Source organism: Azotobacter beijerinckii (genome assembly GCF_900110885.1).
Taxonomy (GTDB): Bacteria; Pseudomonadota; Gammaproteobacteria; order Pseudomonadales; family Pseudomonadaceae; genus Azotobacter; species Azotobacter beijerinckii.
In genome coordinates this window covers 109,294-132,260 of record NZ_FOFJ01000004.1, presented here as the reverse complement: position 1 = coordinate 132,260, position 22,967 = coordinate 109,294, and the positions used below count along the sequence as shown (strand labels likewise).

Annotated in this window: 20 protein-coding genes; 14 read left to right on the top strand and 6 right to left on the bottom strand. The window is 66.8% G+C overall.

Going from position 1 to position 22,967, the window contains the following annotated elements:
• Window positions 1–370 precede the first annotated feature (370 nt).
• Window positions 371–580, top strand: a complete 210-nt coding sequence (locus BMY22_RS03460; RefSeq protein WP_090619597.1) for a hypothetical protein — start codon at window positions 371–373, stop codon at window positions 578–580.
• A 223-nt stretch (window positions 581–803) separates the two neighbouring features.
• Window positions 804–1,814: a nucleoid-associated protein YejK gene (gene yejK, locus BMY22_RS03455; protein WP_090619663.1), complete on the top strand. Its 1,011-nt coding sequence runs from the start codon at window positions 804–806 to the stop codon at window positions 1,812–1,814.
• 7 nt (window positions 1,815–1,821) lie between these two features.
• Here the strand turns inward: yejK and BMY22_RS03450 are convergent, their stop codons facing one another.
• Window positions 1,822–2,757, bottom strand: a complete 936-nt coding sequence (locus BMY22_RS03450) for a glutathione S-transferase family protein (protein WP_090619595.1) — start codon at window positions 2,755–2,757, stop codon at window positions 1,822–1,824.
• A gap of 29 nt (window positions 2,758–2,786) precedes the next feature.
• Window positions 2,787–3,065 carry a GIY-YIG nuclease family protein gene (locus BMY22_RS03445; protein WP_090619593.1) on the bottom strand — a complete coding sequence of 93 codons (279 nt, stop codon included), beginning with the start codon at window positions 3,063–3,065 and terminating at the stop codon, window positions 2,787–2,789.
• A 280-nt stretch (window positions 3,066–3,345) separates the two neighbouring features.
• On the opposite strand from BMY22_RS03445, the gene BMY22_RS03440 reads away from it, so the two are divergent.
• The 3 genes from BMY22_RS03440 (at window position 3,346) to rhlB (ending at window position 6,827) form a co-directional block, all read left to right on the top strand.
• Complete coding sequence (locus tag BMY22_RS03440) at window positions 3,346–4,005, top strand: alpha/beta hydrolase (RefSeq protein WP_090619592.1); 660 nt, start codon at window positions 3,346–3,348, stop codon at window positions 4,003–4,005.
• Between the two features lie 63 nt (window positions 4,006–4,068).
• Complete coding sequence (locus BMY22_RS03435) at window positions 4,069–5,238, top strand: dipeptidase (RefSeq protein WP_090619590.1); 1,170 nt, start codon at window positions 4,069–4,071, stop codon at window positions 5,236–5,238.
• Between the two features lie 107 nt (window positions 5,239–5,345).
• Window positions 5,346–6,827, top strand: coding sequence for an ATP-dependent RNA helicase RhlB (rhlB, locus tag BMY22_RS03430; RefSeq protein ID WP_090619588.1), 1,482 nt, complete (start codon window positions 5,346–5,348; stop codon window positions 6,825–6,827).
• A gap of 77 nt (window positions 6,828–6,904) precedes the next feature.
• Here the strand turns inward: rhlB and moaE are convergent, their stop codons facing one another.
• The 4 genes from moaE to BMY22_RS03410 all read right to left on the bottom strand — a co-directional run bounded on the left by moaE (window position 6,905) and on the right by BMY22_RS03410 (window position 9,604).
• Window positions 6,905–7,351, bottom strand: a complete 447-nt coding sequence (gene moaE / locus BMY22_RS03425; protein WP_090619587.1) for a molybdopterin synthase catalytic subunit MoaE — start codon at window positions 7,349–7,351, stop codon at window positions 6,905–6,907.
• A 1-nt stretch (window position 7,352) separates the two neighbouring features.
• The gene (locus BMY22_RS03420; protein ID WP_090619585.1) at window positions 7,353–7,601 is read right to left on the bottom strand and encodes a MoaD/ThiS family protein; all 249 of its coding nucleotides are present in this window, start codon (window positions 7,599–7,601) and stop codon (window positions 7,353–7,355) included.
• A 23-nt stretch (window positions 7,602–7,624) separates the two neighbouring features.
• Entirely contained in the window at window positions 7,625–8,095 is a 471-nt protein-coding gene (gene moaC / locus BMY22_RS03415) for a cyclic pyranopterin monophosphate synthase MoaC (RefSeq protein WP_090619584.1), read from the bottom strand.
• A gap of 114 nt (window positions 8,096–8,209) precedes the next feature.
• The gene (locus BMY22_RS03410) at window positions 8,210–9,604 is read right to left on the bottom strand and encodes a PhoH family protein (RefSeq protein ID WP_090619582.1); all 1,395 of its coding nucleotides are present in this window, start codon (window positions 9,602–9,604) and stop codon (window positions 8,210–8,212) included.
• Window positions 9,605–10,243: 639 nt separating this feature from the next.
• Between BMY22_RS03410 and yaaA the strand changes: the two genes are divergently transcribed.
• The 9 genes from yaaA to BMY22_RS03365 all read left to right on the top strand — a co-directional run bounded on the left by yaaA (window position 10,244) and on the right by BMY22_RS03365 (window position 22,944).
• On the top strand, window positions 10,244–11,023 hold the full coding sequence (gene yaaA, locus BMY22_RS03405; protein WP_090619581.1) for a peroxide stress protein YaaA: 780 nt from the start codon (window positions 10,244–10,246) through the stop codon (window positions 11,021–11,023).
• Window positions 11,024–11,755: 732 nt separating this feature from the next.
• A complete protein-coding gene (locus BMY22_RS03400) occupies window positions 11,756–13,066 on the top strand; it encodes a nucleotide sugar dehydrogenase (protein WP_090619579.1) in 1,311 nt (436 codons plus the stop codon).
• A gap of 115 nt (window positions 13,067–13,181) precedes the next feature.
• A complete protein-coding gene (gene alg8 / locus BMY22_RS03395) occupies window positions 13,182–14,663 on the top strand; it encodes a mannuronan synthase (RefSeq protein ID WP_090619577.1) in 1,482 nt (493 codons plus the stop codon).
• A gap of 36 nt (window positions 14,664–14,699) precedes the next feature.
• On the top strand, window positions 14,700–15,863 hold the full coding sequence (locus BMY22_RS03390; protein WP_090619576.1) for an alginate biosynthesis protein Alg44: 1,164 nt from the start codon (window positions 14,700–14,702) through the stop codon (window positions 15,861–15,863).
• 13 nt (window positions 15,864–15,876) lie between these two features.
• Complete coding sequence (locus tag BMY22_RS03385; RefSeq protein ID WP_090619574.1) at window positions 15,877–17,262, top strand: SEL1-like repeat protein; 1,386 nt, start codon at window positions 15,877–15,879, stop codon at window positions 17,260–17,262.
• On the top strand, window positions 17,259–18,740 hold the full coding sequence (locus BMY22_RS03380) for an alginate export family protein (protein WP_090619573.1): 1,482 nt from the start codon (window positions 17,259–17,261) through the stop codon (window positions 18,738–18,740). The genes BMY22_RS03385 and BMY22_RS03380 overlap by 4 nt, the downstream gene beginning before the upstream one ends.
• A 35-nt stretch (window positions 18,741–18,775) precedes the next feature.
• Entirely contained in the window at window positions 18,776–20,353 is a 1,578-nt protein-coding gene (gene algG, locus BMY22_RS03375; protein WP_425265959.1) for a mannuronan 5-epimerase AlgG, read from the top strand.
• Window positions 20,354–20,365: 12 nt separating this feature from the next.
• On the top strand, window positions 20,366–21,817 hold the full coding sequence (locus BMY22_RS03370) for an alginate O-acetyltransferase AlgX-related protein (RefSeq protein WP_090619570.1): 1,452 nt from the start codon (window positions 20,366–20,368) through the stop codon (window positions 21,815–21,817).
• 5 nt (window positions 21,818–21,822) lie between these two features.
• Window positions 21,823–22,944, top strand: a complete 1,122-nt coding sequence (locus tag BMY22_RS03365; protein WP_090619662.1) for a mannuronate-specific alginate lyase — start codon at window positions 21,823–21,825, stop codon at window positions 22,942–22,944.
• Window positions 22,945–22,967: the final 23 nt, after the last annotated feature.

The following is a 22,967-nucleotide window of genomic DNA, read 5'->3' as shown; positions in this document are numbered from 1 at the left end:
GTTTTTGAATTTTACAGGCCTCAAAATCAAACTTATCCAAGAAAAACGGATCGAATGCCGGCCCCGTCAAGCCAACAAAAAAATCTCTGTAAAACCCGTTATAGAGCCATCAAAAGGCACTTACAGCCACGACAGATTATTGGACGCCACCAGAATCCAAACGGCGCCTTTGAAACCTGCTTTTCGAGAAGTCATACGACATCTTTCATCAGGTGCGGATTTTGGCGACTGCTCGCTCAGAACACATGCCCACACCGTATCGACCGGCAGCCCCCGGTGTACGGCAGGCAAACCCGCTCCTCCCCCATCCGCCGAGCCCATCGCGATCGCCTGCTAGAGTTACAGAACATCCCGCAATGGAGAGCGACCGATGCTCACGATCAGTACCACTCTTATCCTTGTGCTGTTGGGCTGCGCCCTGATTGGCCGGAGGCTGTATCTGAATCGCTGGATGCGAGCGAGGGCGTCAGATAAATTCGAGGCCACGCGGGCCGATCCATGGGACCGGCAGGAGATCGCCGCGCAGGAACAGGCCTGGCGGCACCTGCAGCAGCTGGCGGGCCGCAAGAGAAGAAGATAGGACGAGCGTAAAAAGCGAAAAGCCCGCAGGACGCGGGCTTTTCAGGCTGCGTGAAGCCGGCTCCGCGCGCATGCGCAGTGATACCGGGCAGGTCGAGCCAAACCGCTGCCCCCTCCGCCAGTCCCTCCATCGATCCCCACGGCGCTTTTGCCGGAACCTCGTCCCGCACCCGTAGCGCACCTCGGTTAAACTTCCGCGATCCTTTCCATTGCCCGAGACCGCCGTGCCGATACGCCACTGCATCGTTCACCTGATCGACAAGAAACCCGACGGCAGCCCCGCCGCGCTGCATGCCCGCGATTCGGCGCTGGCCGACTCGCAGGCCCTAGAGAACCTGCTCGCCGACCTCAACGACAGCTACAACGCCAAGCAGGGCAAGGCCTGGGGGCTGTTCCAGGAGGAGTCCGGCGCCTATCCCTTCAGCGGCTGGCTGAGCGCCTACCTGGCGGGCAGCCAGGACTTCGTCGCCTTCAGCCGCCAGGCCGTCGAGCACCTGAAGACGCTGATGGAGGAGTCCAACCTGTCCACCGGCGGCCATGTGCTGTTCGCCCACTACCAGCAGGGCATGACCGACTACCTGGCCATCGCCCTGCTCCACCACAGCGAAGGGGTGACCGTCACCGACAGCCTCGACGTCGCGCCGGCCAAGCACCTGGACCTCGCCCAGTTGCACCTGGCGGCGCGGATCAATCTCTCCGAGTGGAAGAACAACCGGCAGTCGAAGCAGTACATCTCCTTCATCAAGGGCAAGAACGGCAAGAAGGTCTCGGACTACTTCCGCGACTTCATCGGCTGCCGGGAGGGCGTCGATGCGCCCGGCGAAACGCGCACCCTGCTCAAGGCCTTCAGCGACTTCGTCGAGAGCGAGGACCTGGCCGAGGAGGACGCCCGCGAGAAGACCAGCGCGCTGGTCGACTACGCCAGCGCCCAGGCCCGCCTCGGCGAACCGATCGCCCTGGAGGAGCTGTCCGGGATCATCGACGAGGACCGCCCGCGGGCCTTCTTCGAGCACATCCGCAACAAGGACTACGGCCTGGCGCCGGAGATCCCGCCGGACAAGCGCACCCTCAACCAGTTCCGCCGCTTCACCGGGCGCGCCGAGGGCCTGTCGATCAGCTTCGAGGCGCACCTGCTCGGCTCGCGGGTCGAGTACGACGAGGAGCACGACACCCTGACCATCCGCCAGTTACCGAGCCAGCTGAAGGACCAGCTCAAGCGCCGCCAGGACCCATAGCGCAGGCTCAGCGGCCCTCGACGCGAAACCCCAGGCGCGGCAGGTGCACGTGCAGCAGACCGGCGCGCGGGTCCTCGCGGCGCAGGATCAGCTCCTCGAGGCCGGCATGCAGCAGCTCGCCCTCCACCGGCTCGACACCATAGTCGGTGGCGGCGACGGCCACCCGCTGGCCGATGCGCCAGCTGCTTCCCTCGATATCCGGCTCGGCCGGCAGCGGCGCCGGGATCGCCGCGCGGGCGACCTCGATGGCCTCGGCCGCGGACAGCTCGCTGGACGAGCCGTGGCCGAAGTCGAGCACCCGGTCGAGCCAGGCGGCCACCGCCGGCCAGGCGTCGACCAGCGCGGCAGTGAGCGGCATGGCGCGCAGCAGCCAGAGCGGGTGGGCCACCGCGAAGTCGGCCAGCGAAGGCGCGCCGAACAGATAGTCGCCGTCCGCATGCGCCAGCTGCCGTTCCAGCCGCGCCATCAGGGTCGGCCACTGCTGGCGGGCCTGCTCCAGCGGCAGGCGGTCGAAGACGCCGCCGCTGAACAGCGCGGCGCGGTCCTCGACGAAAGCCTTGAGGGTCCCCGGCGGCGACTGGGCGAAGCGCTGGGCGACCGCCTCGGGCTGGAAGGCCAGGCTCGCCGCGTGCAGGAACAGCGCCCCGTCGGCCCAGGCGGCGAGGCTGGCGACAGTGAACTCCTGGCCCTCCGGAAACAGCGCCGGGGTGGATTTTTCCGCCTCCAGGCGGCGGGCGATCAGCGCGCTGTCGCCGTAGATGTCGGCGCCGACCTGCAGCACCGGAGTGCGCCGGTAACCGCCGGTCAGGGCCAGCAGGTCCGGCTTGGGCATCACCCGCGGAATGGTCACCGAATGCCAGGACAGCTGCTTGAAGCCGAGGATCAGGCGCACCTTCTCGGCGAACGACGAACTCGGGTAGTGGTGCAGGATAGGCTCGTGCATCGCAACTTCCTCCGGGGATAGGTCGGGGACTACAGGCGCACGCCGACGCCGGCGGCCACCAGGGCTTCCTTGGCCGGCTTGGCCAGACGCTTGATCGCCCGCTCGCGGCGCAGGGCGGCGCTCTTGTCGGCGCAGGCTTCCACGTAGGCCAGCTCGCGGGCCGGGCTGGTGTGGAAGAAACGCGCACCGCGGCCGCTCCGGTGCATCGCGAAGCGCCGCTGCGGATCGTCGCTGATGCCGCAGTAGAGCGCGCCATTGGCGGCGCGTACCAGGTAGACGAACCAGGGCCGGGGCAGTTCCGCACTCATGCCCGCCCCCTCGCGTGCCGCCGCTCGCCGTAGGCCGGCCTCCGGGCACGGCGCCCAGGCAGGCGCGGAAGGCTCGTCGGGAAGCGGCGGAGACTGGGGGTGGGCACGCCGCAGGCGGTGGGAAACGGGTAGAAGCTGATCATGGGCGCAGGCCGGCGAGGGGTCTGGGGCGAGGGTAGGCGATTATCCGGCGGATCTCCAATCGCCGACCGTGGCACAGCGCAGAGCCGCGGCAAACTTGTGTACTCTTGCGCCAGACCACAGCCCGGAGCCCCCCACCATGACCGAACCGCTGATCCTCGAACCGCAGGTCGCTGCCGATGCCTGCGTCATCTGGCTGCACGGCCTCGGCGCCGACCGCCACGACTTCGAGCCGGTCGCCCGCCTCCTGCAGCGTCGCCTGAAGGGCGTGCGCTTCGTCCTGCCGCAGGCACCGAGCCGGCCGGTGACCATCAACGGCGGCTGGAGCATGCCCAGCTGGTACGACATCCTCGCCATGAGCCCAAGCTCCCGAGCCATCGACGAGGAGCAGCTGGAGGAGTCGGCACAGCACACCATCGACCTCATCGAGGCGCAGCGCGAGACCGGCATCGATCCGGCGCGGATCGTCCTGGCCGGCTTCTCCCAGGGCGGCGCGGTGGTCCTGCATACCGCCTTCCTGCGCTGGAAGGGCCCGCTGGCGGGGGTCCTGGCCCTCTCCACCTATGCGCCGACCTTCAGCCGGCTCGTCCTCGACCCGGAGCAGGCCCGCCTGCCGGTGCTGCACCTGCACGGCAGCCACGACGAGGTGGTGCCCCCGGCGCTCGGTCGCGCCGCCTACGACGCTCTCACTGCCCGCGGCGTGCCGGTGGAGTGGCGGGACTATCCGATGGGCCACGAGGTGATCCCGGACGAAATCCACGACATCGGCACCTGGCTGGCCGAGCGCCTGGCGCGCTGAGCCGGACGCAACCCTCCTGCGCCTTGTCAGACCGAAAGGCGCCTCCCTCGCACGGACCACCCCATGCGCAAACTGTCCATCGCCCTGCTCCTGCTCGTCCTGCTCGCCCTGGGCGGCTTCTTCTTCCTGCTGCCGGTCGTCGCCGACTGGCGCCTGAACGCCGTCGCCAACCCGCCGCCCTACCCGGTCGAGCCGGCGGCCCGGCAGTTGCACCAACGGCTGTTCGTCGCCGACCTGCACAACGACGCCCTGCTCTGGAACCGCAGCCTGCTCGAGCGCTCGTGGCGCGGCCACAGCGACCTGCCGCGCCAGCTCGAGGGCAACCTCGCCCTGCAGGTGTTCTCCACCGTGACCAAGAGCCCGCACGGACTCAAGCAGGAACACAACGCCGCCGACGGCCCCGACGACATCACCCTGCTGGCCATCGCCCAGCGCTGGCCGCCGGCGACCTGGAACAGCCTGCTCGAACGCGCCCTCTACCAGGCCAAACGGCTGCGCGAGGCGGCTGCCGCCAGCGACGGACGCCTGGTGCAGATCCGCAACCGGGCCGACTTGCAGGCCTTCCTCGACCGGCGCGCGAGCGATCGCGGCCGGGTCGCCGCGGTGCTCGCCGCCGAGGGCCTGCACCCGCTGGAGGGCCGTCTGGAAAACGTCGACCGCCTCTACGACGCGGGCTTTCGCATCGCCGGGATCACCCATTACTTCGACAACGAGGTCGGCGGCTCGGCCCATGGCGTGAACATGGGCGGCCTCACCCCCTTCGGCCATCAGGTGGTTGCGCGCCTGGAGGAAAAACACATGCTGGTCGATCTGGCCCACGCCTCGCCCGCGGTGATCGACGAGGTGCTGGCCATGGCCAAGCGCCCCGTGCTGTACTCCCACGGCGGCGTCCAGGGCACCTGCCCGGGCGTGCGCAACCTGTCCGACGAGCAGTTGCGGCGCATCGCCGTCAACGGCGGGCTGGTCGGCATCGGCTTCTGGGACATCGCCGTCTGCGACACGTCGGTGGCGGCCATCGTCAAAGCGATCCGCTATACCGCCGATCTGATCGGCGTCGAGCACGTGGCGCTGGGCTCGGACTTCAACGGCACCGTGCGCACCCCGTTCGACGTCGGCGGCCTGCCGCTGCTGACCGAGGGTCTGCTCGCCGCCGGCTTCGACGAAGCCGAAATCGCCGCGATCATGGGCGGCAACGTGCGCCGCCTGCTGCTCGCCGGCCTGCCGGAGCGCTAGCCGGCACCGCACCACCCTGCGGCCGGCCTCGCCCTTCGCCAGACCGGCCTCATGCTTTACACTGACAACAATTAATTCTAATTCCCTCATCCATCGACGAGATAATCGTGCTCAAAGCACTCAAGAAACTCCTAGGCATGGGCGAACAGACGCCACCGTCTGTAGCCGTTGACACGCCAGCTCCCGCCACCCGCCCCGCTGCTCCCGCTACCCCACCCAAGCCGCCCCGGCAGAAAACCAAGCCGCCCCGCGCCGAAGGCAAGCCCGCCGGCCGGAAACCCTCCAGCGACAAGACGCCCGGCAACCTCAAGGCCGCCGACAAGCCGAGGGTCGAGCCACCGCGCCGCGAGCCGCCGCCGAGCAAGCCGGCAGCGGAATGGCGGCTGGAGGACTTCGTCGTCGAGCCTGTGCCGGGCAAGACCCGCTTCCACGACTTCGTCCTCGATCCGCGGCTGATGCACGCCATCCACGACGCCGGCTTCCCCTACTGCACGCCGATCCAGGCCCAGGTGCTCGGCTTCACCCTCAAGGGCCGCGACGCCATCGGCCGCGCCCAGACCGGCACCGGCAAGACCGCCGCCTTCCTCGTCTCGATCATCAGCCAGTTGCTGCAGACCCCGCCGCCCAAGGAGCGCTACATGGGCGAGCCGCGCGCGCTGATCATTGCGCCGACCCGCGAGCTGGTGGTGCAGATCGCCAAGGACGCCCAGGCCCTGACCCGCTACACCGGCCTCAACGTGATGAGCTTCGTCGGCGGCATGGACTTCGACAAGCAGCTCAAGCAGCTGGAAGAGAAGTTCTGCGACATCCTGGTCGCCACCCCCGGCCGCCTGCTGGACTTCAACCAGCGCGGCGAGGTGCACCTGGACATGGTCGAGGTGATGGTGCTCGACGAGGCCGACCGCATGCTCGACATGGGCTTCATCCCCCAGGTGCGGCAGATCATCCGCCAGACCCCCTACAAGGGCGAGCGGCAGACCCTGCTGTTCTCGGCGACTTTCACCGAGGACGTGATGAACCTGGCCAAGCAATGGACGGTCGATCCGGCGATCGTCGAGATCGAGCCGGAGCACGTCGCCAGCGATACCGTCGAGCAGCACGTCTACGCGGTGGCCGGCAGCGACAAGTACCGCCTGCTGTACAACCTCATCGCGCAGAACAACTGGGCGCGGGTGATGGTGTTCGCCAACCGCAAGGACGAGGTACGGCGCATCGAGGAACGCCTGACCCGCGACGGCATCAGCGCCGCGCAGATGTCCGGCGACGTGCCGCAGCACAAGCGCATCAAGGTGCTGGAGGGCTTTCGCGAGGGCCAGATCCGAGTACTGGTGGCCACCGACGTCGCCGGCCGCGGCATCCACGTCGAGGGCGTCAGCCACGTGATCAACTACACCCTCCCGGAAGACCCGGACGACTACGTGCACCGCATCGGCCGCACCGGCCGGGCCGGATCGAGCGGCACCTCGATCAGCTTCGCCGGCGAGGACGACGCCTTCGCCCTGCCGCCGATCGAGGCGCTGATCGGTCGCAAGATCCAGTGCGAGATGCCGCCGGCCGAACTGCTCCAGCCGGTGCCGCGCCACGCCTGAAACCAGGCGAACCCGTCGGGCGGGCGAAACCCGCCAGACGTGGCAAGGGCCTGCACCGGAATCGGCGGGCTGCCCCCCTACCAGCGCTGTGCCGCCGCCTGGTCGCTGTCGCGGCCCTCGACCCAGCGCGGCCCTTCGCCAGTGTCCTCCTTCTTCCAGAAGGGCGCGCGGGTCTTCAGGTAGTCCATGACGAAGTTGCAAGCGTCGAAGGCCGCCTGGCGGTGGGCGCTGGCGATGCCGACGAAGACGATCGGCTCGCCCGGCTCCAGCCGGCCGATGCGGTGGAGGATCTCCAGCCGGAGCAGCGGCCAGCGCTGCGCGGCCTCGTCGGCGATCTTGCCCAGGGCCTTCTCGGTCATCCCCGGATAGTGTTCGAGGAACATCCCGCCGACCTCGCGGCCCTCGTTGAAGTCGCGCACGTAGCCGACGAAGCCGACCACCGCGCCGACCCCGACGTTGGCCGCGTGCAGCGCGTTGAGTTCGGCCCCCGGATCGAAGGCCGCGACCTGCACCCGAATGCCCATCTCAGCCTCCGGTGACGGTGGGGAAGAAGGCGATTTCGTCGCCGTCGGCCAAGGGCTCGTCCAGGCCGCAGAGTTCCTGGTTGCGGGCGCACATCAGGTTGCGCTCGCCGAGCACCGCCCAGTCGCCGCCGCGTGCCAGCAGGTGGCGACGCAGGTCGTCAAGGCGGGCGAAGCCCTCCTCCCAGCCGAGCTGTTCGGAATCGACGCCCAGCGCCTCGCGGTAGCGGGCGAAGTAATGCACGTGAATCATCGGAATGCTGCTCTCCGTCGGAATCAGGCGTCGGCCCGGTAGTGGCCGCTCTTGCCGCCCTGCTTTTCGAGCAGGCGGATCTGCTCGATGAACATGCCGCGATCCACCGCCTTGCACATGTCGTAGAGGGTCAGCGCGGCGACGCTGGCCGCGGTCAGCGCCTCCATCTCCACGCCGGTCTGCCCGGCCAGCTTGCAGCGGGCGACGATATGCACACGGTCCTCGCCCACGGCGCTCAGCTCGACCTTGACGCCGGTCAGCAGCAGCGGATGGCAGAGCGGAATCAGCTCGTGGGTCTTCTTCGCCGCCATGATCCCGGCGATGCGCGCCACGGCGAACACGTCGCCCTTGGGATGGCCGCCCTGCTGGATCAGCCGCAGGGTCTCCGGAAGCATCCGCACCCAGGCCTCGGCCTCGGCCTCGCGGGCGGTGCTGGCCTTGTCGGTGACGTCGACCATGTGCGCATGGCCCTGGGAATCGAGGTGGGTGAGCATGGACGGCGGCTCCTGCAGCGAAGCGAAAGGGAAGCCATTGTATACGCCGGCGGCGCGCCCGCCGATTCCCGGCAGGAACCGCGGGGTGCCGGCGGCAGCCCCGCGGCCGATCCGCTACATGTGCACCTCGGCGTATTCGGCCAGGGCCGAGCGCGGCACCCCCTGCAGGGTGATGTGCACGCCGTGGGGGAAGTCCTTGAAGCGCTCGGTGAGGTAGGTCAGACCGGAGCTGGTGGCGGACAGGTAGGGCGTGTCGATCTGCGCCAGGTTGCCCAGGCAGACCACCTTGGAGCCGCTGCCGGCGCGGGTGATGATGGTCTTCATCTGGTGCGGGGTGAGGTTCTGGCACTCGTCGATGAGGATCAGGCTCTGCTGGAAGCTGCGCCCGCGGATGTAGTTCAGCGATTTGAACTGCAGGGGCACCTTCTGCAGGATGTAGTCGACGCTACCGTGGGTGTTCTCGTCGTCCATGTGCAGCGCCTCCAGGTTGTCGGTGATGGCGCCGAGCCAGGGCTCCATCTTCTCCGCCTCGGTGCCGGGCAGGAAGCCGATGTCCTCGTCCAGCCCCTGCACGCTGCGGGTGGCGATGATCCGCCGGTAGCGCTTGTTAACCATGGTCTGCTCGATGGCCGCGGCCAGGGCGAGGATGGTCTTGCCCGAGCCGGCGGCGCCGGTCAGGTTGACCAGGTGGATGTCCGGATCGAGCAGGGCGAACAGCGCCAGGGACTGGTAGACGTCCCGCGGCCGCAGCCCCCAGGCCTCCTGGTGCAGCAGGGGCTCCTGGTGCAGGTCGAGGATCAGCAGCTCGTCGCCCTTGATGCCCTTGACCCAGCCGACGAAGCCCTGCTCGTCGAGGATGAACTCGTTGAGGTGCAACGCCGGCAGGTTGTCGGTGAGCTGCACGCGATGCCAGGTACGGCCGTGGTCCTGGCGGGTTTCCACCTTGCTCACCCGGTCCCAGAAGGAGCCGGGCAGGCTGTGGTAGCCGCGCGACAGCAGGCTGACGTCGTCGATCAACTGGTCGGTGTGGTAGTCCTCGGCCGCCACCCCGCAGGCACGCGCCTTCAGGCGCATGTTGATGTCCTTGGTGACCAGCACCACGGGAACCCCCGGACGGCGCTTCTTCAGCTCCACCACCAGATTGATGATGCGGTTGTCGTTGTTGTCCCGGTCCGGCAGCCGGGCCTCAGCCTCCGCGCTGCGGCTCATGAGAATCGACAGCCAGCCGCAGGGACCGCTCTTGCCGCGCTGGATGGGCACGCCCTGCTCGACCTGCTCGGGCGTCGCCTCGCCGAGCACCTGATCGATCAGCCGGATCGCCTGGCGGCACTCGGCGGCCACGGTGTGCTTGCCGGTCTTCAGCTTGTCCAGCTCCTCGAGCACCGTCATCGGAATGCCGACGTGGTGCTCCTGGAAATTCAGCAAGGCGTTGGGATCGTGGATCAGGATGTTGGTGTCGAGGACGTAGAGGGTCGACTGGGTGGGGTGGGCGCATCCGTGGTCATCCATAATCTGTCACCTTTCTCTAGCGGGGGGCAGGCGACGGAATGCCGGATACGGCGCTCCGCCGCGGGAAACCGCCGTCCTCTCCGGCGCCGAGCGGGAGAAGCCGCGCACGCTGCCGGCCAAAAGCCGCAGGGCGTGCTCGCGTTCGACAGACCGTGGACAAGCGTACGACGCGCAAGGCGTTTTCCTTGGTCTGTCAGGCAGTCTGGCTTCGTTGATACAGCAAAATGGATGACAGAAAAAATACTTTTCAGCGTCTTCCAGGCTTTTTTTATCCCATTGCGGAATAACCTTGGCGGCCCCGCCGGGGACCGCTAGAGTCATTGGATTAAGCGTGCCGGAGTGACCGGCGACTCCCCCAGCGGTTCACCTCCACAGTGTCCGAACCGGCCCGGCGCTGCCCGTCAGGCACGCCCGGTCGCGGGCCGGTTCCCTCGCTATCCGGCTCGCGCTCCAGAGTGGCACGCCCCCGCTCGACCAATGGGCGGCCCCTCTCCCGCTCGAGCGGCATCCTGCCGGCCCCGACGAGTCCCCCGCCTATTCGCTCATCGCACAATCTCCGCGAAAAAGGGGCACGCACGGCCCAACGCCAAAGGCGGGCTGTGGGCGCTAGAATCGCCGCAGACGCGAAGGAGAACGACGATGCTGATGGTGATTTCCCCGGCCAAGACCCTCGACTACCGAACCCCGCCGGTCACCCCCCGCCACACCCTGCCCCAGTACCTGGACCACGCCGCCGAGCTGATGGCCCGGCTGCGCGAGCTGACCCCGGCACAGATCGCCGAGCTGATGAGCCTGTCCGACAAGCTCGCCGGACTCAACGCCGCGCGCTACGCCGAGTGGAGCCCGGCCTTCACCCCGGACAATGCCAAGCAGGCCCTGCTCGCCTTCAAGGGCGACGTCTATACCGGGCTGAACGCCGAGGACTTCGACGACGCCGACTTCGACTTCGCCCAGGCCCACCTGCGCATGCTCTCCGGCCTCTACGGCGTGCTGCGCCCGCTGGACCTGATGCAGCCCTACCGCCTGGAAATGGGCACCAGGCTGGCCAACGCCCGCGGCAAGGACCTCTACGCCTTCTGGGGCGAGCGCATCGGCCTCTGGCTGAACCAGGCGCTGGCCGAACAGGGCGACGACCGCCTCCTCAACCTGGCCTCCACCGAGTACTTCTCGGCGGTCAAGCGCCCGGCGCTGGCGGCCCGGGTCATCGACACCGAATTCCGCGATCTGAAGAACGGCCAGTACAAGATCATCAGCGTCCATGCCAAGAAGGCCCGCGGCCTCATGGCCCGCTACGTGATCAAGGAGCGCCTGCGCGACCCGGAAGGACTCAAGGATTTCGACGCCGCCGGCTATCGCTTCTCGGCCGGGCAGTCCGGCCCCGACCGCCTGGTGTTCCTGCGCGACGCGCCCCAGGACTGATCGCCCCCTCCCGTCGCCCGCCGGTCGGTTTCCGTTCGAGACTGCCGGCGTATGACACTTCGTCGGAAAACCACCCGCTACAACTTCCAACACTAATTCCCGACAAACGGTCATTACTATACTGGCCAATAGCCGCAGATGCGGCTTTGAATAATAGCCATATAGTAGCAAGTCCACCGAAAGATCTGAAAAGTGATATCGCCCCGATATTAATTCACGCCGAAACAAGAAAAATTTCGGCATTTCCCATGATAGCCAGCCAATGCCACGGAACTTCTTTCGACGCCGGAAATCTGTATTGGCCAAGGCGAAACGACTACTGGCAAATTGCTTGAGTCGGTACGCCAAGATAAATTCCAGGGAACTATCGAAGCGAAACCGTTTCTTACACCCATGACGAAATCGCCCCAAAGCATGAACCATAAAACGTCACGGAAGGTTTGATAAAACGGAAGAAAACCAACAAAAACAAGACTCTCCGACACAGTGAGAATAGGCTCTTCGCGGCCTGTCGTAAGCGGACCAAAGTATTGGCAGCAATATGCCAGCAGTCTCCGCGCACTCTCCCTGACATAACCTGCCTGTCTTTTGGTGCCTGATTTCGCGGGCGCAGCATTTATATATCTGAAGTTTGGCCCACAACTTGGCTTATGGGTCACCGGCAACCTGACGGCTAAGGATTTTAGTCGTCGATTTTCTGTAGCGTCATAAATAAAGGACGAGGTGAACGCGATGCGTATCAGTATTTTCGGACTGGGTTATGTGGGTGCAGTATGCGCCGGCTGTCTTTCGACGCGCGGGCACGATGTGCTCGGCGTGGATATTTCCGCCGCCAAGATTGACATGATCAACCAGGGCAAATCCCCCATCGTCGAACCGGGACTGGAAGAACTGCTCGCCGAAGGCGTCAAGACCGGCCGCCTGCGCGGCACCACCGATGTGTCCGAGGCGATTCTCGCCAGCGATCTGTCCATGCTCTGCGTCGGCACGCCGAGCAAGCTGAACGGCGATCTGGAACTCGACTACATCGAGGCGGTGTGCCGCGAGATCGGCACCGCCCTGCGCGACAAGAACGAGCGTCACACCGTGGTGGTACGCAGCACCGTGCTGCCGGGCACCGTGCACAACGTGGTGATTCCAGCCCTCGAGAAATTCTCCGGGAAGAAGGCCGGCGTCGACTTCGGCGTGGCGGTCAACCCCGAGTTCCTGCGCGAGAGCACCGCGATCAAGGACTACAACTTCCCGCCGATGACCGTGATCGGCGAGCTGGACAAGGCCTCGGGCGATGCCCTGGCAGCCATCTACGCCGAACTCGACGCGCCGATCGTCCGCAAGGACATCGCCGTCGCCGAAATGATCAAGTACACCTGCAACGTCTGGCACGCCACCAAGGTCACCTTCGCCAACGAGATCGGCAACATCGCCAAGGCCGCCGGCGTCGACGGTCGCGAGGTGATGGAAGTGGTCTGCATGGACCACAAGCTCAACCTGTCCCAGTACTACATGCGCCCCGGCTTCGCCTTCGGCGGCTCCTGCCTGCCCAAGGACGTGCGCGCCCTCAACTACCGCGCCGGCCAGTGGGACGTCGACGCCCCGCTGATCAGCTCGCTGATGCGCAGCAACGCCGTCCAGGTGCAGAAAGCCTACGACATGATCGACAACCACGGCTCGCGCAAGGTCGCCCTGCTCGGCCTGAGCTTCAAGGCCGGTACCGACGACCTGCGCGAAAGCCCGCAGCTGGAGCTGGCCGAGATGCTGATCGGCAAGGGCTTCAAGCTGAGCATCTTCGACAGCAACGTCGAATACGCCCGCGAGCACGGGGCCAACGGCCAGTACATCAAGAACGAAATCCCCCACGTCTCCTCCCTGCTCGACTCCGACCTGGAGAAGGTCGTCGCGGAGGCCGACGTCATCGTCCTCGGCAACGCCGATCCGCGCTTCGAGAAGCTGGCCAAGCAGGTTCCGGCCGGCAAGAAGGTCATCGACCTGATCGGCTTCATGCCCCAGCGCACCAACGGCACCGCCGAAGGGATCTGCTGGTAAGCCGCCCCCGGTCCGCCCCCTTCGCCGGGGGCGGACCGGGACCGGGCGTGCGCCAGAACGACGACGGCGCCGCCCCGGCCGGCCCGCGAATACAGACGACGGATTCATGACGATTATGGACAGGTTCAAGCATGCCCTCGGGGAAGCCACCGGCTGGCTGCTCTTCCTCAGCTTCCTGATGCTGCTGGCGCTCGGTTTGCCGCCGCAGGTGTTCGACCCGGAGTCGAAGCAGTTCATCCTGCTGATCGGCCTGATCGGCCTCTGGCGCTATTCCATGGGGGTCATCCACTTCCTGCGCGGCATGCTGTTCCTCTACGTGGTTTACCCCTACTACCGGCGCAAGGTGCAGAAGCTGGGCAAGGACGCCGATCCTTCCTACGTGTTCCTGATGGTCACCAGCTTTCGCATCGACGCTTTGACCACCGGCAAGGTCTACGGCTCGGTGATCCGCGAGGCGATCGACTGCGGCTACCCGACCACCGTGGTCTGCTCGATCGTGGAAATGTCCGACGAGCTGCTGATCAAGAGCCTCTGGGAAAAGCTCGCCCCGCCCGAGCGGGTCAAGCTGGACTTCGTGCGCATCGCCGGCACCGGCAAGCGCGACGGTCTGGCCAACGGCTTTCGCGCCATCTCCCGGCACATGCCCGACGAAAACGCGGTGGTCGCGGTGATCGACGGCGACACCGTGCTGAACCAAGGCGTAGTACGCAAGACCGTGCCCTACTTCAAGATCTTTCCCAACATGGGTGGCCTGACCACCAACGAATTCTGCGAAGTGCTGGGCGGCTACATCATGAGCGAGTGGCACAAGCTGCGCTTCGCCCAGCGCCACATCAACATGTGCTCGATGGCCCTGTCCCACCGCGTGCTGACCCTCACCGGACGGATGTCGGTGTTCCGCGCCGAGGTCGTCACCGACCCCGAGTTCATCGTCGACGTGGAAAACGACAACCTCGACCACTGGCGTCTGGGCCGCTTCAAGTTCCTCACCGGCGACGACAAGTCCAGCTGGTTCAGCCTGATGCGCCTGGGCTACGACACCTTCTACGTGCCCGACGCGGCGATCCACACCGTCGAGCACCCGCCGGAGAAGCGCTTCGTCAAGGCCAGCCGCAAGCTGATGTTCCGCTGGTACGGCAACAACCTGCGGCAGAACTCCCGCGCCCTCAAGCTCGGTGTCCGGCGCCTGGGCTGGTTCACCTCGGTGGTGCTGTTCGACCAGCGCGTGTCCATGTGGACCAGCCTGCTCGGCCTGACCGTGGCGATCATCGGCTCCATCAAGTACAGCATCGCCATCTTCATCGCCTACCTGCTGTGGATCTGCTCCACCCGCCTGGTCCTGACCCTGCTGCTGGCGGCCTCCGGGCACCACATCGGACCGGCCTACCCGCTGATCCTCTATTACAACCAGATCGTCGGGGCCCTGGTGAAGATCCACGTGTTCTTCCGCCTCGACCAGCAATCCTGGACGCGCCAGGACACCAAGCTCAACCGAGAACTCGCCAGCTTCCAGAGCTGGTTCAACAACTGGTCGTCAAAGGCCATGACCTTTTCAGCGACCAGCATTTTCATCGCTGTGCTGATGCTGTCGGTCTGACCGGGACTGAATGATCGAGAAGGAAGACAACCAACCATGAATACCGCTCTCAATGTCAATGTGGTCCACGAGTCGGAGGCGCAGCGGCAGCACGCCCGGGTCAAGCTGCCCGGCAAGATCCGCTTCCTCGGCGCCAACCGGGAAACGATCGAGCAGCGCCTGATCGACGTCTCCGCCGGCGGCTTCAGCTTCGCCAGCGGCAAGCCGGTCGTCCAGCAGGGCTCCTACCACCGCGGCAAGCTGCTGTTCCAGCTCGACAGCCTGGGCCTGGCCATGGACGTCGAGTTCCAGGTGCGCAACCTCGATCCGGAAACCGGCCGCACCGGTTGCCAGTTCCACGGCCTGGGCGCCCGCGAGATCGCCACCCTGCGCCAGCTGATCACCTCCCACCTGAGCGGCGAGCTGGTCACCGTCGGCGACGTGATCTGCACCCTGCAGCGCGACAACTTCACCAAGGCGCGCAAGGGCAAGGGGCTGGCCCAGCAGACCGCCCTCGAACGCCTGCGCGCGGTCAGCTTCAGCCTGGCGATCTTCGTCGTCGGCCTCGGCGCCTTCGGCCTGATCCTCAAGCAGCTCTACGACCTCTATTTCGTCACCCATGCCGAGTCGGGCATGGTCAGCGTGGCCGGCATGCAAGTGACCATGCCTCGCGAAGGCACGGTGCAGAGCCTGGTCGGCCCGGACGGCCTGGTCGCCAAGGGCGCGCCGATCGCCTCCTTCTCCTCCTCCATGCTGGAAATGCTCAAGGGCCACCTGAACGAGGAGCAGCTCAACCCGGCCAACGTCGAGAAGCTGTTCACCCGGCAGATGCAGGGCACTCTGACCAGCCCCTGCGACTGCAAGGTCGTCGCCCAGCGCGTCGCCAACGGCCAGTACGCCTCCAAGGGCGAGGTGATCTTCGAGCTGCTGCCGCGCGACGCCGCCGCCGCCGTCGAGGCGCGCTTCCCCTACCGCGACTTCGCCAAGGTCAAGCCGGGCACCCCGGTCAGCTTCAGCGTGCCCGGCGAGGAGCAGCCGCGCCGCGGGAAGATCCTCAGCAGCGCCCTGCAGGACGAAGGCCTGTCCAGCGACATCCGCGTGATCATCCAGCCCGAGCAACCGCTGGACAGCACCCTGGCCGGCCAGCCGGTGGAGGTGGTCATCGACCGCGGCCCCTCCTACGACTGGCTGATCAACAAGGCCGTGACCGCCGGACTCTGAAAGGAACCCTCAGGTGAACCTGACCAAGCCCCTGCTGCTCTCGGCGCTGGCCGGCCTGACGGCCTGCGCCAACCTCGACCTGCCCGACCAGCGTCTGGCGAAGGAAGCCCTGCAGCGCGGTGATACCCAGACTGCCGAGCGGCATTTCCGCCAGCTCGCCGAGATGGGCTTCACCGACGCCCAGCTCGGCCTGGCCGACATGCAGCTGGCCAGCGGCGACCCCGAGCAGTTGCGCAAGGCGGAGCAGACCTACCGCATGGCGCTGGACGCCTCGCCGCGGGCCAAGGCCCGCCTGGGCAAGCTGCTGGCCTACAAGCCGACCAGCAGCGAGGCGGAGAAGCGCGAGGCCGCGCAGTTGCTCGGCGACGCCTTCGCCGCCGGCGAGGAGGGCGTGCTGCTGCCCCTGGCGATGCTCTACCTGAAGAATCCGCAGAGCTTCCCGGACGTCAGCCTGCAGCAGCGCATCGACCAGTGGCGGGCCGCCGGGCATCCCCAGGCGGACATCGCGCAGATCGTCCTCTACCGCACCCAGGGCAGCTACGACCAGCACCTCGACGAGATCGAGCGGATCTGCCAGAAGCGCCTCGCCGACTACGGCGACTGCTACGTCGAACTGGCCACCGTCTACCTCAAGCGCGGGCAGAACGACCGCCTGCAGGCACTGGTGCAACAGCAGCTGAGCGCCTATCGCAGCGGCACCGTGCCGGCGCAGCTGGTCATGGACGTCGCCGGCGTGCTCTCCAACCCGCAGCTCGGCCAGTCGGACGAGAAGACCGCTCGGGCCATGCTCGAGGAAATCGCCCCGGTCCATCCCGCCGCCTGGGTCGGTCTGGCTCGCCTGCTCTACGACTTCCCCGGCACCGGCGACACCGACCAGTTGCTCGACTATCTCGAGCGCGGCCGCGCCGCCGCCCAGCCGGCGGCCGACCTGCTGCTCGGCCGGCTCTACTACGAAGGCAAGCTGCTTCCCCAGGACCCCTTCAAGGCCGAGGAACACTTCCTCAAGGCCGCCGCCACGGAAAACAGCGCCAACTACTACCTGGGCCAGCTCTACCGCCGCGGCTTCCTCGGCAAGGTCTACCCGCAGAAGGCCGTCGACCGCCTGCTGACCGCCGCCCGCGGCGGCCAGGCGAGCGCCGACTATGCCCTCGGCCAGCTGTTCTCCCAGGGGCGCGGCATCCGCATCGACCGGGCCAACGCCTACGTCTTCGCGCGCCTCGCCGTGCTGCAGGGACGACCGGACTCCGAACCCCTGCTGCAGGAAATCGAGTCCCGGATCACGCCCGAGGAACGCAGCCGGGGCGAACGGTTGCTGCGCGACGAACAACAGGTCCGCTACGGCGCGTGGCAAGCCCCGACGCAGCTGCACGCCCTGCAAAACGAACAGGAAGCACTATGAGAAGGAAACACTACATCGGCGCCGGACTGGGTCTGGGAGCCACCCTGCTCTGCAGCGACCCGCTGCTGGCATCGGTCGTGGGACCCGACCGCAACTACGGCCTGGATGTGAAGATCACCGCCCAGTCGGAGGACGACCGCGACCTCGATACCCGCAGCGGCGGCGATGCCGAGGGCGTCGCCCTCGACGTCAGGCCCTGGGTCTACGGCCAGCGCGGCAACTGGGGCGCCATGGTGATGCTCCAGGCGGTGACCGCCACCGACATCGTCGAAACCGACCCCATCCAGCCCAACGTCGACTATCAGGGCAACGGCGGCAACAACCGCGACAAGAGCCGCGACCCGAACAAGAGCTACCTCGCCCTGCGCGAGTTCTGGATCGACTATGCCGGCCTCACCCCCTATCCCGGCGAACACCTGCGCCTCGGCCGCCAGCGGGTGCGCAGCCTCAGCGGCGAAGCCACCTGGTGGGACATCCGCATCGAGTCGCTGAACTGGACCATGGACACCAGCCTGCTGCGCGCCCAGATCGGCGCCGCCGAGCGCTTCAGCGACTACCGTACCGACCTCCAGGACCTGAGCGCCGAGGACGAGGACCGCACCAACGTGTTCGGCGGCCTCGACTACCAGTGGCGGCAGGGCCACTGGGTCGGCTTCAAGGTGCACCACACCTGGAACGGCGGCCATCTGCCGGACACCCAGCAGAGGGTCTACGAAGACAGCCAGAGCAAGACCTATACCGGCGACCTGACCTGGCTGGGCCTGCACGTGGACGGCGACTTCTTCAACTACCGCTCGACCATGCCGCTCAACTACTGGGCCGAATTCACCTGGCTGACCGGCGAGGTGGACAAACGGCACTTCGCCAGCGACGGCAGCGCCGACCACTACCGCAACATGGACGTCGACGCCTGGGCCGTGGACCTCGGCCTGCGCTGGAACCTCAACGACCAGTGGAAGGTCGGCGCCGCCTATGCCCGCGGCAGCGGCGGCGAGGACAGCAACAGCTCCAACCAGTTCGTCCAGACCGGCATGAACAGCAACCGCTCCAGCTTCACCGGCCAGCAGACGCGCATCCACCGCTTCGGCGAAGCCTTCCGCGGCGAGCTGACCAACCTGCAGGTGGGCACCCTGTTCACCTCTTGGAAGCCCTCCGAGAACTACGAAAGCAGCCTGATCTACCACCACTTCTGGCGGGTCGACGACAACGACAACCTCGGCCAGAACGCCATCAGCCCGGTCGCCAGGAACGGCAAGGACGCCCTGGCGACCGGCAAGAGCGACCTCGGCCAGGAGGTCGACCTGGTGGTCACCCGCTACTTCAACGACGGCATGCTGCCGGCCGGCTGGGGCGAACAGGGCGAGGAATCCGCGCTGATCCGTCTGCGCGGCGGCCTGTTCTTCCCCGGCAACGCCTATGCCAGCAAGGGCGACACCACCATGCACCGGGTCTTCGTCGACATGGTCTGGCACTTCTGAGGTCCGCTGGCATGCTGAGAGGATCGAACATGAACATGCAACGGAAACGTGCATCCACCCCGCTCAAACCCGTGCTGTTCGGCGTGCTGCTGGCCACCGGCGCCTGGAGCCAGGCCGCTCCGCCGCAGGAGGCGGGGCAGGCTGCCCCGCCCACCCTGAACGCCAAGCAATACAGCGTTACCAGCGCCTCGATCGAGGCGCTGCACCTCGATCCGCCTACGCTGCCGGACCTCTCCGGCTATACCCCCGAGGCCGTGGAGGCGAAGATCCAGCGCAAGGCCGGCGGGCGCATCGCGGTGCAGCGCATGCTGCGCCAGGACACCCTGAAGGACTTCACCGGCGGCAACGGGACGCGCCTGCGCGAGTGGATCGCGCGCCAGCGCGGCATCCCCCAGGCGATCTTCATCGAGGGCGGCTACGTCGAGCTGAGCCAACTGGCCCGGCAGCTGCCGGCCAGCCAGTTCGCCGAAACCGCACCGGGCGTCTACGTGGCGCGCCTGCCGATCGTCGTCGAGCGCGGCGCGACCCTGCACATCGACAAGAAGGTCAAGGAGCTGCGCCTCTCCGAAGAGCGCGGCGCCTTCCTGGTCAACGACGGCACGCTGTTCATCACCGACACCAAGGTGACCGGCTGGCGCGAGGCGAGCAACGGCCCGTCGAGCTTTCGCGGCGAGAACGTCTTCCGCCCCTTCCTGGTCTCCTGGGGCGGCACCGAAACCTATATCTCGCGCAGCACCCTCGCCAGCCTCGGCTACAACACCAGCAAGTCCTACGGGGTGAGCATCACCCAGTACACCCCGGAAATGCACAAGCGCCTGCAGCGCCCGCGGCCGAGCGGCTGGCTGATCGACTCGGTATTCGAGGACATCTACTACGGCTTCTACTGCTACGAGGCCGACGACGTGGTGCTCAAGGACAACACCTACCGCGACAACATCGTCTACGGCATCGACCCCCACGACCGCTCGGAACGCCTGATCATCGCCGGGAACCACGTCTACGGGACGAAGAAGAAGCACGGCATCATCGTCTCGCGGGAAGTCAACAACAGCTGGATCGTCAACAACCGCACCCACGACAACAAGCTGTCGGGGATCGTTCTCGACCGCAACAGCGAACACAACCTGATCGCCTACAACGAGGTGTTCCAGAACCACTCCGACGGCATCACCCTCTACGAGAGTTCGAACAACCTCATCTGGGGCAACCGGATCATCAACAACGCGCGCCACGGCATCCGCCTGCGCAACAGCCTGAACGTCCGCATCTACGAGAACCTCGCCGCCGCCAACCAGCTGACCGGCATCTACGGGCACATCAAGGACCTCAGCCATACCGACCGGAACTTCAAGCTCGACCCCTTCGACGCCAAGGTGTCGATGATCGTGGTCGGCGGCCAGTTGCTCGGCAACGGCTCGGCGCCGATCGCCGTGGACTCGCCGCTGAGCCTGGAACTCTACCGCGTGGAGATGCTCGCCCCGACCAAGAGTTCCGGCCTGTCCTTCACCGGCGTGCTCGGCGACAAGCAGCAGGAAATCCTCGACCTGCTGGTGCGCCGCCAGAAGGCCGTGCTGATCGACCCCGTCGAAACCCAGGCCGAGCTGCAGAACTGACGAGAACAGCCCATGAAAACCCATCGCCTCAAATGGACCGGAATCCCCACGCTGGCCGCCGCGCTCGCCCTGACGGCCGGCGGCCTGCGCGCCGAAGACCGCCAGGCGCCGGTCTACCGCGCCGAGGACTGCTGCAACCTGTGCCCGGCCGCCGCCGATGCCAGCCTCTACGCCACCAGCTACATGAAGAACTTCGTCACCCTGGTGCAGGGCAACGAAAGCGACTGGCTGTTCCGTAGCCGGGAGGATCTGCGCACCGAGTTCGGCACCACCCCCGAGGGCTACCGCCAGCTCAAGCAGCTGCGCGAGGCCTTCAAGCGCCACGGCGTCGAGCTGGTGGTGGTCTACCAGCCGACCCGCGGCATGGTCAACCGCAGCAAGCTGGCCCCCGTCCAGCGCGCCGGCTTCGACTTCGACAAGGCCGTGAAGAACTACCGGCAGACCCTGGCGCGCTTCGCCGAACTCGGCTTCTGGGTTCCCGACCTGACGCCGCTGACCGACGAGCAGGCCGAGCCGGCCTTCTATTTCCGCGGCGACCAGCACTGGACCTCCTACGGCGCCCAGCGCACCGCCAAGATCGTCGCCGAGACGGTGAAAAAGATCCCCGGTTTCGACGACATTCCCCACAAGGAATTCGTCACCCGCACCCAAGGCCGGATGGGCAAGCGCGGCACCCTGCACCGGGTCGCCGGCCAGCTGTGCGAAACCACCTACGCCTTCGAGTACAGCGACCAGTTCTTCACCGAACCCAAGGGCGAAAGCGGCGGCGACGACCTGTTCGGCGAGGGCGGCCTGCCGCAGATCACCCTGGTCGGCACCAGCCACAGCGGCCAGAACTACAACTTCGCCGGCTTCCTCTCCGAACACATCGGCGCCGACATCCTCAACGTCGCCTTCCCCGGCGGCGGCCTGGAGGGCTCGATGCTCGAATACCTGTCCAGCGACGAGTTCCGCCAGCACCCGCCGAAGATCCTCATCTGGGAGTTCTCGCCGCTCTACGACCTGGCCTCGGACAAGTTCTACCGCCAGGCCCTGGCGCTGCTCGACGACAATGCCTGCGAGAGCGGCCCGTCGCTGCTCGTTGCCAAGGCCACCCTGCGCCCCGGCGCCGGCAGCAAGGAAATCCTGGTCAACGGCGTCGACAAGCTGGTCGAGGCCTCCAATGCCGGCCATCAGCTGGACATCCGCTTCAGCGACCCCTCGGTGAAGAACCTGGAAGGCACCCTCTGGTACATGAGCGGCCGCCGCGAGCAGGTCAAGTTCGACAAGCCCACCACGGCCGAAACCAACGGTCGCTTCGCCTTCCGGCTGCGCGACGACGGCGAGTGGGCCGGGCTGAGCTTCTTCGCCCTGGAAATCCAGCCGCCGGAGGGGCTCAAGGAGCCCGTCGAGGTCGAAGCGCGCCTCTGCAAGCGCCACGACAACCGTGCTCCGGCCAACCTGACCGCCCGCAGCGGCAACTGAGGCTCATCATGAAGACCAGACTCGCTCTCCCCTGCCTGCTCGGCAGCCTGCTGCTGAGCCAAGCCGTCCACGCTGCCGCCCTGGTTCCGCCCAAGGGCTACTACGCGGCGGTGGACCGCCGTAGCGGCGAGGCGCCGGCCTGCCCGACGGTGCCCGCGCCCTATACCGGCGAGCTGATCTTCCGCAGCAAGTACGAAGGCTCGGACGCGGCCCGCGCGACCCTCAACGAGGAATCGGAAAAGGCCTTCCGCACCAAGACCGCACCGATCACCGAGATCGAACGGGGTTTCAGCCGGATGGTCACGCGCTACATGGAAAAAGGCCGAAGCGGCGACCTGGAATGCGCGCTGGCCTGGCTGGACGCCTGGGCCGAGGACGGCGCCCTGCTCTCCACCGAGTACAACCACACCGGCAAGTCGATGCGCAAATGGGCGCTCGGCAGCCTGGCCGGGGCCTACCTGCGCCTGAAGTTCTCCAGCTCGCAGCCGCTGGCGGCCTACCCGGAGCAGGCGCGGCGCATCGAGGCCTGGTTCGCCAGGGTCGGCAAGCAGGTGGTCGCGGACTGGAGCGATCTGCCGCTCCAGCAGACCAACAACCACTCCTACTGGGCGGCCTGGGCGGCGATGGCCGCCGGCGTGGCGACCGACCGCCGCGACCTGTTCGACTGGGCGGTCGGGCAGTTCCACGTCGCCGCCGGGCAGGTCGACCCCAAGGGCTTCCTGCCCAACGAACTCAAGCGCCGCCAGCGCGCCCTCGCCTACCACAACTACAGCCTGCCGCCGTTGATGATGGTCGCCGCCTTCGCCCAGGCCAACGGCGTCGACCTGCGCGGCGACAACGACGGCGCCCTGGGCCGCCTGGCCGGCAACGTGCTGGCCGGCGTCGAGGACCCCGAGCCGTTCGCCGCGCGGGCCGGCGACGAGGACCAGGACATGGAGGACCTGGAGACCGACGCCAAGTTCTCCTGGCTGGAGCCCTACTGCGCGCTCTATGCCTGCTCCCCCGCCCTGCGGGAAAGGAAGGCCGAGATGGGACCGTTCAAGAATTTCCGCCTGGGCGGCGACGTGACCCGGATCTTCGATCCGGACGAGAAATCGCCCAGATCGACCGTCGGCAAGCGCGACTAGCGCCTGCCGAACCGGCAGCCGGC

Bases quoted from the DNA above. Each gene is read 5' to 3' on its own strand.
- BMY22_RS03460 (WP_090619597.1), top strand. From the start codon at position 371: ATGCTCACGATCAGTACCACTCTTATCCTTGTGCTGTTGGGCTGCGCC.
- BMY22_RS03450 (WP_090619595.1), bottom strand. From the start codon at position 2,757: ATGCACGAGCCTATCCTGCACCACTACCCGAGTTCGTCGTTCGCCGAG.
- BMY22_RS03445 (WP_090619593.1), bottom strand. From the start codon at position 3,065: ATGAGTGCGGAACTGCCCCGGCCCTGGTTCGTCTACCTGGTACGCGCC.
- BMY22_RS03440 (WP_090619592.1), top strand. From the start codon at position 3,346: ATGACCGAACCGCTGATCCTCGAACCGCAGGTCGCTGCCGATGCCTGC.
- BMY22_RS03435 (WP_090619590.1), top strand. From the start codon at position 4,069: ATGCGCAAACTGTCCATCGCCCTGCTCCTGCTCGTCCTGCTCGCCCTG.
- moaE (WP_090619587.1), bottom strand. From the start codon at position 7,351: ATGGGCATTCGGGTGCAGGTCGCGGCCTTCGATCCGGGGGCCGAACTC.
- BMY22_RS03420 (WP_090619585.1), bottom strand. From the start codon at position 7,601: ATGATTCACGTGCATTACTTCGCCCGCTACCGCGAGGCGCTGGGCGTC.
- moaC (WP_090619584.1), bottom strand. From the start codon at position 8,095: ATGCTCACCCACCTCGATTCCCAGGGCCATGCGCACATGGTCGACGTC.
- BMY22_RS03410 (WP_090619582.1), bottom strand. From the start codon at position 9,604: ATGGATGACCACGGATGCGCCCACCCCACCCAGTCGACCCTCTACGTC.
- yaaA (WP_090619581.1), top strand. From the start codon at position 10,244: ATGCTGATGGTGATTTCCCCGGCCAAGACCCTCGACTACCGAACCCCG.
- BMY22_RS03400 (WP_090619579.1), top strand. From the start codon at position 11,756: ATGCGTATCAGTATTTTCGGACTGGGTTATGTGGGTGCAGTATGCGCC.
- alg8 (WP_090619577.1), top strand. From the start codon at position 13,182: ATGGACAGGTTCAAGCATGCCCTCGGGGAAGCCACCGGCTGGCTGCTC.
- BMY22_RS03390 (WP_090619576.1), top strand. From the start codon at position 14,700: ATGAATACCGCTCTCAATGTCAATGTGGTCCACGAGTCGGAGGCGCAG.
- BMY22_RS03380 (WP_090619573.1), top strand. From the start codon at position 17,259: ATGAGAAGGAAACACTACATCGGCGCCGGACTGGGTCTGGGAGCCACC.
- algG (WP_425265959.1), top strand. From the start codon at position 18,776: ATGCAACGGAAACGTGCATCCACCCCGCTCAAACCCGTGCTGTTCGGC.
- BMY22_RS03370 (WP_090619570.1), top strand. From the start codon at position 20,366: ATGAAAACCCATCGCCTCAAATGGACCGGAATCCCCACGCTGGCCGCC.